The 13,873-nt window shown below is 73.9% G+C and carries 2 protein-coding genes; both read left to right on the forward strand.

What is annotated here, in order from left to right; all coding sequences use genetic code 11:
* Position 1 precedes the first annotated feature (1 nt).
* A complete protein-coding gene (locus BHU15_RS17775; protein ID WP_069628092.1) occupies positions 2 to 10,180 on the forward strand; it encodes an SDR family NAD(P)-dependent oxidoreductase in 10,179 nt (3,392 codons plus the stop codon).
* Positions 10,177 to 13,873: SDR family NAD(P)-dependent oxidoreductase (locus BHU15_RS17780; protein ID WP_171908388.1), on the forward strand; the 3,697-nt coding region annotated here is incomplete at its 3' end. The genes BHU15_RS17775 and BHU15_RS17780, both read left to right, overlap by 4 nt.

Consider the following 13,873-nt stretch of genomic DNA (forward strand, 5'->3'; position numbering starts at 1 on the left):
CATGCCGGAGAATCGATCCCCCCAGCGCCCCGACGACCTCCTGCGACCGCTCACCGGCCGACGGGCCGCCACCACCGTCGGACCCGACGACCCGGCCGTCCGCGATCACCTGGTCCACCAAGTGCCCGTGCTTCCGGGTGTGTTCCTCCTCGACCTGGTGCTTCGAACCGTCCGCAGGGGCGGGATCGACCCCGGCCTCGTCGAGCTGCGCCGCATCGTCTTCCGCGCCCCCGTCATGGGCACCGGCGGACGGAGCACGGTCGAGGTCGGCCTTGGCGAGGCGGCGGAGGGGCAGCCGCTGCCGGTGACCGTACGCAGCCGTCCGGCCGACGACCCACAGGCACCGTGGGAGACCAACTGCACGGCCGAACTCCACCGTGCCGACGGCCGGCCCACCCGCCACGTCGACTTCGCGGCACTGGTGGACACGGCCCCGCGCACGGTCGCCGTGGACGACCTGTACGGACTGGTGCGCGGGCTCGACATCGAACACCGCGGATTCATGCGGGCGTCCGGCACGGTCCACGTCGGCTCCCTGCACGCCGTCGCACGGATGCGGCTGGCCGACGAGGCGGTGGCCCACCTCGGTGACTTCCACGCCCACCCGGCGGTGCTCGACTTCGCGACCCTGGTGCCGATGCTCCTGCTCGACGGGCACGACGCGGACGGGCCGCGCCCCGCGTACATCCCCCTGTACATCGAGTCGTTCCGCGCCCGCACCGGGGTGGCGGCGCAGAACGTGGTCCATGTCCCGGGACCGGTCGGCGGAGGACTGGACAGCGAACTCTTCGACGCCGATCTGGAGATCTGCTCGCCGACCGGCGAAGTGGTCGCCGAACTGATCGGCTTCCGCGCCAAACGTGTCCGCTCCGCCGACCTCATCACCGACCGCGCCCAGCGCCCGGCCGACCGCCCGGATGGTGCGGCGGACCCGACTCCCGCCGCGGCCGCGGTCGGTGAGGGGGACTTCGAGGACCAGGTCGGCGCTCTCGTGGCAGGGCGACTGGGAGTCGGGGCCGACGACGTCGACAGGGACCTCGGTTTCTACGAGTGCGGTCTCAGCTCCGTCGACCTGCTCGGCATCGCCGCGGACCTGGAGGAGATCCTGCGCGTCGAGCTGTATCCCACCCTGCTCTTCGAGCACCCCACGGTCCGGCGGCTGGCCGCCCATGTGCGGAAGGAGCACCCCGCCGCCACCGCCCCGGCGCAGCCCGCGTCGGGGCCTCCGGCGGCACAGCCCGCACCGAGACCCCCTGTCACCCCGGCCGCCGCGCTCGTTCCCCGTGACCGGTCCTCCCACGACGACAGCGCCCGCGTGGAGCCGCTGGCCGTGGTCGGTCTGGCCGGGCGCTACCCCGGGGCCCGGACCCCACAGCAACTGTGGGAGGTGCTGGCCGAGGGCGAGGACCGCGCCACCGCCGTTCCGGCGGACCGCTGGGACCACACGGCGTACTTCGACGCGCGCCGGGGCACACCGGGGCGCACCTACTCCCGGTGGGGCGCCTTCTGCGAAGGAGTGGCCGAGTTCGACGCCGGGTTCTTCCACTTCGACGACCGCCAGGCCGAGCTGACCGACCCTCACGAACGGCTGCTGCTCCAGACCGCGTGGGAGGCCGTCGAGGACGCCGGGCACACCCCCGAAGGGCTCGCCGAACAGACCGGCCGTGCGGTGGGCGTGTTCGCCGGCGCCATGTGGAACGACTACCAGCTGCACGGACTGGACCGGCTGCGCGCGGGGACCGCCGACATCGCCGGATCCTGGTCCTCGGCGCTGTCCAACCGGCTGTCCTACGCCTTCGACTTCGCGGGCCCCAGCCTCACCGTGGACACCGCGTGCTCCGCCGGAACGGCCGCCCTCCATCTCGCCGCCGACGCGATCCGGCGCGGCGAGTGCCGCGCCGCGCTCGTCGGCGGGGTGAATCTGTCCCTGCACCCCTACAAGTACCTGAGGCTGGCGGAACTCGGACTGCTCTCCCCGACCGGGCGGTGCCGCCCCTTCGGCAGAGACGCGGACGGCTATGTACCCGGCGACCACGTCTACGGGCTGGTACGGGGCTCGGCGCTGCTGCACAGCGGGCGCACCAGCGGCTACTCCGTGCCCAGCCCGGAGGCACAGGCACGTGTGGTCAGCGCGGCGCTCGCCGACGCGGGAGTCTCACCGCGCACCATCGGATATCTGGAGGCGCACGCGTCCGGGACTCCGCTCGGCGACCAGATCGAAGTCGAGGCGCTCACCTCCGTCTACTCGGCGGCCTCCGACGACCGTGGCTACTGCGCCATCGGATCCGCCAAACCGGTCATCGGACACCTGGAGGCGGCGGCCGGCATCGCCGGTATCACCAAGGTGCTGATGGCCCTGCGGCACCGGACCCTGCCTGCGGCCGCGGATGTCGGCGACCCCCATCCGTCGATCCACTGGGAGACGACCCCCTTCCGGCTGCCCGCGCGCGCCGAACCCTGGGCGGCCCCGGTGGACCCGGCCGACGGCAGCCCGCTGCCCAGGCGCGCCGCGGTCAGCGCGTTCGGCGCGGGGGGCGCCAACGCCCATGTGATCGTTGAGGAGTTCACGGCCCCGGACCTGCCCCGGCCCGCCGGTGGCCGTCCCCTCGCCGTCCCCGTGTCCGCACGCTCCGCGAGCGCGCTGCGCGAGCAGGCGGGACGGCTGGCCGCGCACCTGAGTTCGGGGCCGGACCTGGAACTCGCCGACGTGGCCCACACCCTGCGCGCAGGCCGCCGCGCCATGGCGCACCGACTCGCCGTGGTGGCCTCCACGACCGCCGAACTCGCCGACGGTCTGCGGGCGTTCGCGGAAGGCCGGCCTCCCGGCTGTCCGGTTCATACGGGCACCGTGGCCGACGGATCCGACGCGGGACCCGCCCGGCGCGGCGACGAGGACGAGACGGCGCGCCGGTGGGTGACCGGAAGCCGTACGGAGTGGACCGTTCCCGAGGGAGCCTGCCGCGTCCCGCTGCCGACGTACCCCTTCGAGCGGAGCCGTCACTGGCTGGGCGACATCGCGCAGCCCGGACCGGCCGCTGTGGAGGTCCCGCCCGCGACCTCCGCCGGTACGCCCGACGGTGTCCGCACGCTGCTGTACGTGCCGTCCACCACGCCTCTTCCGCTGCCGGGCCGCGGCACCGCTCCGGACGGCCCCCTGCTCGTCTTCGACACCGATCCGGACCGGACGCACGAGCTGCGCGCGCTGCACCCCGAGGTCGTCACCGTCAGGCCGGGCATGTCTTACCAGCGCACCGCGCCCGACACGTTCGAGATCGAGCCGGGTGACGCCGAGCAGTACCACCGGCTGGTCGCGACCCTCCGCGCGGAGGGCCGCGACCCCGCCGCCGTCCTCCATCTCTGGGCGCTCTCCGCGGGCGATACGACGGGCTCCACCGCTTCGGGAGGCGTACTCTCCGCACTGTTCCTGTGCCGGGCGCTGATGACCGGTCGGCGACACCCCCTGCCCGTGCTGTACTCCTACGCCTCGCGGGGCACGAGTCCCGGCCACGCCGCTGTCGGCGGGCTCGCCCGCAGCGTCCGGCTCGAACAGCCGAACCTGCTGCTGCGGGCCGTACGGTTCACGTCCGGGGGAGCTGACGCCGCGACCCTGTGGGCCGAGGTGTGCGCGCCGGCCGATGCACGAGGGACCGAGATCCGCCACACGGACGACGGCCGCTTCGCCGAAGTGTTCCTGCCCGCCGGGCCGTTCACCGGTCACGGAGAGCCGGGACCGGTCCTCAGCCGGCCCGGCGGCGTCTACCTGATCACCGGCGGGGCCGGCGGGATCGGCCTGCACACGGCCCGGCGGATCGCGGCCACGGACGGCGTTCGCCTGGCACTGCTCGGCCGCTCACCCGAGAACCACCGAACGGCACAGGCGGTCGCCGAACTCCGGGCGCTCGGGGCGGATGCCCTCTACCTCACCGCCGACGTGACCGACAGGCCCGCGCTGCTGACCGCGGTGGAGAGGGTACGGGAGCGGTTCGGCCCCCTCACCGGAGTCGTGCACGCGGCCGGGGTGCTCGACGACGCCCTCCTCGTCAACAAGACCCGCGCCTCCGCCGAGCGGGTCCTCGCGCCCAAGACGGAAGGTATCGCCGGCCTGGACGCGGTCACCGGCGACGACCCCCTGGACTATCTTCTGATCCACTCGTCGCTCGCCTCGGCCGTCGGCAGCATCGGCGGCGCCGACTACAGCGCGGCCAACCGGGCCCTCGACGCCTTCGCGGCCTGGCGGGAGGAGCGGCGTACGGCCGGTGCCCGGCACGGCAGGACGCTCGCCGTGGACTGGCCGCTGTGGCGGGACGGCGGGATGCGGATCGACGCCGGACTCCAGGACCGGGTACTGGCCCGGACCGGATCGGTCCCGCTCGACTCGCGCACCGCCCTCGACACTCTCGACGCCGCACTCGCCCTCGGAGCGGAACGGGTGGTCGTGCTGCACGGCGACCCCGTCAGGCTGACCGCCGCACTCGACACCGCGCCGGAGGCAGGTGGCCGGATGCCGGAGGACCGGTCGGTGACACCGGCGCGAGCCTCGGCGCCGCCCGCCCGGCCGGACGGACGGGCCCGTGTCGAAGCCGCGGTGGAGGCCATGGTCACCGGGGCGCTGCGCCGGGCCGGCACCGAACCGCCGGCCGACTGGACACGTGCCGGCTTCATGGCACTCGGACTGACCTCGGTAGAGCTGGCCGGGCTGACGACGGAACTCGGTACCTGGCTGGGTGCCGAGCTGCCGGCCACCACTCTCCTGCGCTACCCGGACACCGACCGGCTCGTCGGCCATCTCCTCGACCAGCACGGGCCCGCCGCGTCCGCCGCGTCCGCCGCGTCCGCCGCGTCAGACATGTCCGTGCCTGACGGGCCGCCAGCGGACGAGGACCCCGAAACGCTCGACCCGACGGACCCGGCAAGGATGCCCGTCGGCCCGCCCGCGGCGGTCGCCGGTCCCCGGTCCGCCCGTGATCCACACCCCGGCGCCGGGGCCGGGCACGGGGAACAGCCGATCGCGGTCATCGGTATGGCCGGACGCTTCCCCGGCTCCCGCGACACCGCCGGACTCTGGGCCGACCTGCTGGCCGCTCGCGACCTGGTGAGCCCCGTGCCGCCCGAACGCTGGGACCACAGCCTCTTCCACGACCCCGAGGGCCGTCGCGTGGACGCCACCGACTGCGGGCACGGAGGCTTCCTGGACGACGTCACCCGCTTCGACGCCGCCTTCTTCGGCCTCACACCTGCCGAGGCCGAGGGCCTGGACCCCCAGACCAGACAGCTGATGGAGGTGCTGCACGAGACCGCGGAGGACGCCGCCGTCGCTCCACGCCTGCGCGGCTCGGCCACGGGCACCTTCGTCGGACGCTGCTTCGGCGACTACGACCAGGCCATGACGTCCGCCGGACGGCGTATGGGCGCGCACGACGTCACCGGCACGTCCGTCACGATGACGGCCAACCGCGCCGCGTACCACTTCGACCTCACCGGGCCTTCGCTCGTGGTCGACACCGCGTGCTCGTCGTCCCTGTACGCCCTGCACTTGGCGGTCGAGGCGGTACGCCGCGGCGAGTGCGACATGGCGTTCGCCGCCGGCACCAACCTGATCCTGGACCCCCAGCACTATGTGCGCAGTTCGGCGCTCGGGGCGCTGTCCCCGTCCGGGCGCTGCCACACCTTCGACGCCCGCGCCGACGGCTACGTACCCGCCGAGGCCGTGGTCGCCGTCCTGATCAAACCGCTCGACCGGGCCCTCGCCGACGGCGACCCCGTCCACGCCGTCATCCGGGCCGTGGGCGTCAACCACGGCGGACGCGCCGGTTCCGTCACCGCGCCCAACCCCGCCCGGCAGACACAACTGCTCCTGGACACCTGGGCGCGGGCCGGTGTCGACCCGGCGCACATCGGCTACCTGGAGGCCCACGGCACCGGTACGGCGCTGGGCGACCCCGTCGAGATCGAGGGTGCGGTCGCGGCCTTCCGCCGCCACACCACCGCGTCCGCGTTCTGCGCCGTCGGGTCCGCGAAGGCGCATATGGGGCACGCCGAGGGAGCGGCCGGGCTGGTCGGCCTCGTCAAGGCCGTCCTGCAGACGCGTCACGGGGTGATCCCCGCCATGCCCGGCTACAGCCGTCCCAGTCCGCACATTTCGCTCGACGGGTCCCCGCTGCACATCCCCGCACGGCCGCTCGACTGGCGCGCCCCCGCCGGACGGCGGCGTCTCGCCGGGGTGAGTTCGTTCGGCTTCGGAGGGTCCTACGCCCACGCCGTCATCGAGCAGGCTCCCGGCCGTCCCGTGCCGGCCGCCGCCGACGAACCACGGCTGTTCCCCTTCTCTGCGCGCGATCACCGGTACCTGCGTCAACTGGTGCGGCGCCACCGTGACTTCCTGGCCGAGGCGCCGCGTACGCCTCTCGCAGGGCTGGCCGCGACGCTCCACCACGGCCGCGAGCCGATGCCTCACCGGGTCGCCCTGGTCGCCGCCTCCGCCGATGGGCTGCTGTCCGCGATGGACGAGTACCTGGCCGGCCAGGACAGCGTGAACGCCGTGTACGTCGCCGCCCCGGACCATGCGGTGGGTCCCCGGCTGCGGGAGGCGGCGCGGATCTGGGCCGACGGCGGCGCGGTCCCGGACGATGTGTCACCCGCTCCGGGAACCGCGCGCGTTCATCTGCCCGTGCACCCCTTCGCCGGGACCCGGTACTGGTTCGGCGGCACCGATGTCCTCTCCGCCGAGGCGTTGCCCGAGGCCGAGGCCGAGGCCGGGGCCGGGGCCGCGCCGGAGGTCCCGGAGGTCGCCGAGGTGCGACGGCATGTCCTGGCGAGCGGATTCTCCGGCCGGCACGCGGGGCTGGGCCTGGACCGGCTCGACGACCTGCTCAGGCGCTGGTGCGCGCGATTGCTCGGTGAGGGCGGCTCCCCGCTCACCGCCGAGCGCCTGCGCGGCCTGCTGCACGACGAGGAACGCTACGGCCGCCTGGCGGACGCGCTCGTCGCGATGAGCGCACGACTGCCCGGCCCCGTCGGCCCGGCGGACTTCCCCGCCGAGATGGCCGCGCTGCGCACCGAGCACCCCGAACTCGCGCCCTGGCTGGACCTGGTGACCGTGTGTCTGCCCCGGCTGCCGGACATTCTGGCCGGCCGGGCGGACGCCCTGGAGGTGTTCTTCTCCTCCGACCATCCCGATCTGCTGCTGCGCGTCTACGACGGCAACACCGTCGCCGACCACCACAACGAGATCGTCGCCCGGCTCGTGGCCGCCCGCGCGCGCAATCTCCGGGCGTCCCGGCCCGACCGGCCCGTGCGGGTCCTGGAGATCGGCGGTGGCACCGGCGGAACCACCCGGCGACTGCTGGAGGCCCTCGCGGAGCACGGCACCGGCGTGCGCTACCAGTTCACCGACGTCTCGCCCGCCTTCCTGCCGGCCGCCCGCACCCGGTTCGACGGCACACCGGTGGAGTTCTCTTGCGCGGTGCTCGACCTCGACCGGGATCCGGTGGAGCAAGGCTTCGCACCGGGCGGCGTGGACATCGTCGTCGCGGCCAACTCCGTCCACGCGAGCCGCCACCTCGGTGAGAGCCTCGCCCGCGTCCGCGGGCTGCTCGCCCCCGGTGGTGTACTCGTCCTGGAGGAACTGGTCCGTAACCACGACTGCATGGCCGCCATGATCGGACCGCTGCCCGGCTACTGGTCCGCCATCGACGCGCAGGCGCGACTGCCGCACTCACCGTTCTTCGACGTGCCACGGTGGCGGGCGGCTCTCGCCGAGCAGGGTTTCGAGGGCACCTGGGCGCTCGGTGCGCCGGATCTGTCCGAGACCGAGTTCGACAACGCGGTGCTCTACAGCCAGGTGCCGTCCACGGTCCCGGCACACCTGTCCGTACGCACACCCCACGTGAGCGATCCCGCCCCCGTCCCCGCACCGCCCGTCCTGGCCGTCCCGGCGCCCGCCGCATCGCCCAACGCGGCCGCCGACGCGGACGAGATTCGTGAACGCCTGCGCCCCGTCTTCGCGGGCTTCTTCGGGCTGGAGCCCGGTGAGGTGGACACCGCCGCGCCGTTCGACCGCTACGGAATGGACTCTCTGAGCGCCATTCAGCTGGTCCGAGGTCTGGAGCCGGAGTTCGGCAGGCTGCCGAAGGTGCTTCTGTACGAGCACACGTCGATCGACTCGCTCGCGGCACATCTGGCCGTACACGCACCGGTTCCGTCGAACATCGAGCCGGCTCCCGCCGCCCCGGTGCCGTCGGCCGTCGCGCGGTACGCGGCCTCCCGCAGGACATGGACCAAGGACGAGGCGCCCGACGACCCGGTCGCCATCGTCGGTATGGCCGGGCGCTTCGCGCGCTCACCGGACCTGCGCACATGGTGGCGCCGGCTGCGCGACGGCGAGCACCTGGTCGACGAGATCCCCGCCGACCGGTTCGACTGGCGCGAGGTGTTCGGCGACCCGCACCGTACGCCAGGCACCGTCAACAGCCGCTGGGGCTCGTTCATCGACGGCGTGGACGAGTTCGACGCCGACTTCTTCGGTATGACACCGCTGGAGGCCGAGTTGATGGACCCCCAGCAGCGACTGATGCTCCAGACCGCCTGGCACGCGGTGGAGGACGCCGGCCACCGCCCGGCGGACCTGCGGGGCAGCCGGACGGGTGTATTCGTCGGCGCCACCTCCCACGACTACGACTGGCAGCTCCAGCGTGCCGGTCGCCACCGGGAGGGGCATGTCGTCAGCGGCAACGGCCACTGTCTGATAGCCAACCGGGTGTCGTACCAGATGGACCTGCGGGGGCCCAGCGAAGCCGTGGACACCGCGTGCTCCAGCTCGCTGACCGCGCTGCACCGGGCGGTGCGCGCGGTCCGCTCCGGGGAGTGCGAGGCCGCGCTGGTCGGCGGTGTGCATCTGTTCCTGACCGCCGATCTGTTCGTCGCGCTCGGTCAGTTGGGCATCGTGTCGCCCGACGGGCGTTGCGCCGCCTTCGACCGCGGGGCCAACGGCATGGTCCGCGGCGAGGGATCTGTCGCGGTCCTGGTCAAACCGCTCTCCCAGGCTCTCGCCGACGGCGACACGGTCTACGCCCTCGTACGCGGCAGCGGCGTCTCGCACGGCGGGGGAGGCCACATGGACTCCCTGATGATGCCCAACCCGACCGCCCAGGCGGAGCTGATCGCCTCCGTCTACCGCGACGCCGGAGTCGCCCCCCGTACGGTCACCTATGTCGAGGCGCACGGCACCGGCACCGAGGTCGGCGACCCCATCGAAGTCCGGGGGCTGCGCAAGGCGTTCGCCACCCTGGACGGCAGGACCGACGCCGAAGAGGTCGAGCCCTGGTGCCTGCTCGGTACGGTCAAGTCCAACGTGGGTCACACCGAGGCGGCGGCCGGACTGACCGGAGTCGTCAAGACGGTTCTCGCCATGCGGCACGCGCTGGTTCCGCCCACGCTTCACTTCACCGAGCCCAACCCCCTGCTCGACCTGGACGGGGGCCCCTTCCGGGTGGCTGACCGGCTCACCCCGTGGCCCGCGCACGACGGACCCCGACGTGCTGGTGTCAGCGCTTTCGGACTGGGCGGCACCAACGCGCACGTCCTCCTGGAGGACTTCCCCGAGACCCGTCCCGCCGCCGTTCCGGCGGCGGCGGGGAGCGTGTTCGTCGTGCCGCTGTCCGCCCGTACCCCGGAGCGGCTGCGCGCGCAGATCGAGACGCTGTACGCCGCCCTCACCGGGCCCGAGGACCTGCCCGAAGTGGCCGACATCGCCCACACCCTCACCGTGGGCCGGGACGAGATGGCGAGCCGCGCCGCGTTCACCGTCGCCTCGACCGAGGAACTGGTCGAGGTCCTGCGACGCACCATCGACGGCGAAACGGACCCGCGCGCGTTCACCGGCGATGCCGCCGACGCGTCGGCGACCGTCCGTTCCGTGCACCCGCCGGCCGACGCGGCACGGGCCGCGCGGCGATGGGCGGCGGGCACCGCGCCGCTGCGCTCCGCCCCCGGCCGGCGCGTGTCGCTGCCCGGGTACGCCTTCGAGGCTCAGCGCCACTGGGCCGAACCCCTGGAGCCGGACGGGCCGAGCCCGGCAGCGGTGCCGCCCGCGGGCGACTCCCTGCCCGGACTGCTCCAGGCCCTCAACGAAGGCCGCCTCACGGTGGACCAGGCGGAACAGCTGATGGAAGGTGTGCGGTGATCTCAGGAATGAACCGGCGGGACATTCTGGAGCGCGTCCGGACCGGAGAGCTGTCCGTGACGGACGCGGTCACGCTCATGCGCGCGGACGGAGACGACGGCACCGAGGTGGTCGCCTACCGGGCCGGGTGGCAGAGAGCCGAACCTGCCGGGGCTCCCCCCTCGTCCCCCGGAACCCGCCCATTGGTCGTGCTGGACCCCGCCGCTGCCGAACTCCCTGGTCTCCTCGCGACGAAGGGCGCGCGGGTCCTGCGCGCCGTGACCGGGCGGACCGGCTCCCCGGACGGCTCGGCGCTCCCCGTCGGCGACGACACCGAGTGGGAGCGGTTGTGGGACCGGCTGGACGCGGAAGGCGAGACTCCCCGGCAGGTGGTGGTCGTCACGGCGGACGGCCCCGAACGGTGCCTGGACGCCGTGTATCCCGTCGTGCGTACGCTGATCCGCCGACCGGGCGGCGGCCCCGTCGCGATCGCGTGTGTCGCTGTCGGTGAGCGCGGCGCCGAGTCGGCCGACGCTCTCGGTGGTTTCTGCTCGATCGCCGCCCTGGAGGACGGCCGCCTCCGCCCGGTGGCCCTCTCCGCCGTCGGCCTCGCCGATCCCGTGGAGGCCGCCCTGCGTGAACTCGCGCTCCCCGCCGCGCCGTTGCGTCAGGTCCGGGTGGACGCGGACGGCCGGTGGGTGCGGACGCTGACCGCGACCGAGCTTGCCGTCCACGCCGGGCCGGACGCCCTGGGCGGTGTCCATCTGGTGTCGGGCGGCGGTGGAGGGATCGCCCTGCGCCTGGCGGAGGAACTGGCCTTCGGGGCCGGAGCCCGGCTGGTCCTGCTCGGCCGCTCCGCGCCGGGCGCCGGCGTCGACGACCTGGTGCGGCGAGTCCGGGACGCGGGCAGCGGGGGAGTCCGTTACGTACAGGGCGACGTGACCCGCCCCGACGACGTACGCCGGGCGGTGGCTCAGGCGCACAGGGCTTTCGGACCGGTCACTGATGTGCTGCACCTGGCGGGTGTCAATGAGGACGCCTACATCGTCAACAAGGCTCCCGGCGCCCACGCGCGTGTGCTGGCGCCGAAACTGGCGGGAGCGCGCGCCCTGGACGAGGCCACCCGTGACGAACCGCTGCGGCACTTCACGTTGTTCTCCTCCCTCGCCGGGTACGCCGGCCACCCGGGGCAGGCCGACTACGCCGCCGCGGGCCGGGCATTGGGCGGGTTCGCCGTCCGGCGCGCGGAGCTGGTGGCGGCGGGCAGCCGCCGGGGGCGTACCGTCTCCGTCGGCTGGCCCCTGTGGGCCGACGGCGGGATGACGCTGAGCGACACCGACCGGCGGGCCGTCGAAGCCCTCCAGGGAATGGTCGCGATGCCGCCACGCACCGGGCTGTCGGTGCTGGCCGCGGCACGGCGGGTGGACGCGCCCGAGATCGTCGTCGTCCACGGACACCGGGCCCGGATCGAGAAGTTCGTACGGGACCGGCTCGCCTCCCCGGCCCCGGCCCCGAGTGCGGCGCGGGCCGACGCCACGGTGGGCCATCCGTCCGGGCCGGGGGGCGGCGCGCTGACCGGAACCGCCCGGGACCTCCTCCTCGGCGAGGTCTCCCGGCTCACTCGGATGAAGCCCGGCCGGCTCCGGCCCGACCAGGAGTTCTCCGCGCTCGGCATCGACTCCGTCATGGTCAAACGCCTCGGAACCGCGTTGGAGGACCGCCTCGGCCCCATGCCGGCGACGCTGCTTTTCGACCACCGGACCGTGGACGACCTCGCGGCCTATCTTGTCTCGCACCACGGCCCGGCGCTGGCCGCCTCCGCGCGCGCGTCCGAGCCTTCCGCCGATGCCGATGCCGATGCCGATGCCGATGCCGATCCCGATCCTGACGCGTCGCGCACGTGGCCGAGCAGCACCGCCCGGTCCGCACCGGCGGGCGAGGGCATCCGGAGCGGAGCGGGCGCCCCCGACGACGCGATCGCCGTCATCGGCATCGCCGGCCGCTACCCCGGCGCGCGCGACATCGACGAACTGTGGCAGATGCTGGTGGAGGGCCGCGACGCGATCACCGAGATACCGGCGGATCGGTGGGACAAGGCCCGCTGGACGGACCGGGGCGAGCGGCTGCCCGGCACCAGCTACGGCCGCTGGGGCGGCTTCCTCGACGACATGGCCCGCTTCGACTCCCTGTTCTTCTCCGTCGCGCCGCGCGAGGCACGGCGGATGGACCCCGCCGAACGCCTCTTTCTGGAGGTGGCCTGGACCGCGCTGGAGGACGCCGGCTACACCCGGGACCGGCTCCACCACGCCACCCGTACCGACGACGGCCACGCGGTCGGCGTGTTCGCCGGCACCACCGGTCTCGCCTACGGACTGGTCGGCGCCGAGCAGTGGGGCAGGGGCAACCCTGTTCCCGCCTACTCCATGGAGTTCTCGCTCGCCAACCGCCTCTCCTGGTTCCTCGATGTCCACGGGCCGAGCCTCGCCGTCGACACCGCCTGCTCCGCCTCCCTGACGGCCCTTCACCTCGCTTGCGAGAGCCTTCGGCACGGCGAGTGCCGGATGGCGATCGCCGGAGGCGCGTATCTCAATCTGCACCCCATGAAGTTCGGCATGCTCGCCGAGCAGCGCATGATGTCCCCCGACGGCGTCTGCCGCGCGTTCGGCGAGGGCGGCAACGGCCTCGTACCCGGCGAGGGCGTCGGAGCCGTGGTGCTCAAGCCACTGGCCGCGGCCCGCGCAGACGGAGACCGCGTCGACGCCGTCATCCGTGCCACCGCCATCAGCCACGGCGGGCGCACCAACGGCTACACCGTGCCCTCCCCGAAGGCCCACGCCGCCGTGATCGGCTCCGCGCTGCGCCGGTCGGGAGTCGACCCCGACACCATCAGCTGCGTCGAGGCGCACGGCACCGGTACAGAACTCGGCGATCCCATCGAGATCGAGGGCCTGGCACGGGTATTCGGCCGGTCCGCCGAGCGGCGGGCCCCGGTGGCGCTGGGGTCACTGAAGCCCAACATCGGCCACGCCGAGGCCGCCGCGGGTATCGCCGGGCTCACCAAGCTCGTCCTCCAGATCAGACACCGCACCCTCGCGCCCACCCTGCACAGCGATCCGCCGAACTCACGGATCGACTTCGAGGCCACGCCGTTCCGGCTCCAGCGCACGGCCGAGCCCTGGCTCGTTCCGGGGGGAGGGCTCCGGCGCGCGGCGCTCAGCTCGTTCGGCGCCGGCGGAGCCAACGCGCACGCCGTCATCGAGGAGTGTCCGGCCGCGCGGCCGGACACCGGCAAGGGTCAACCTCCCGACGGGGAGCGGCTGATCCCGCTGTCCGCGCGGACCCCCGACCGGCTGACCGCCGCCGCCGGCCGGCTCGCCGCCTTTCTGACGGCACCACGCGGCGCCGACGTGACCCTCACCGACATCGCCCACACCCTGCGCACCGGACGGGAGGACTTCGAATACCGAGCGGCGTTCGTCGTGCGCACCCGCGAGGACCTGCGCACCGCGCTGCTCTCCTATGTCGCGACGGGCGCGGCGACCGCCACCGGACGAGTCACGGCCGAGACGCGGCCACGTCCGGCAGCGGGCCCCCACGACCCGACGGACCCCCGTGACAGTGCCGCCCGCTGGGTACGGGGCGAAGAGACAGCCCACACCGCGGCCGATCGCCTGCCGACGGCTCACGGCACCCCGCGCGTCGTCTCGCTCCCCG

It is taken from the genome of Streptomyces niveus, from assembly GCF_001723055.1.
In the GTDB taxonomy this organism is placed as follows: domain Bacteria; phylum Actinomycetota; class Actinomycetes; order Streptomycetales; family Streptomycetaceae; genus Streptomyces; species Streptomyces niveus.

What these genes read in the sequence shown, in the direction of transcription:
- BHU15_RS17775 (WP_069628092.1), top strand. Translation starts at nt 2, where the DNA reads ATGCCGGAGAATCGATCCCCCCAGCGCCCCGACGACCTCCTGCGACCG.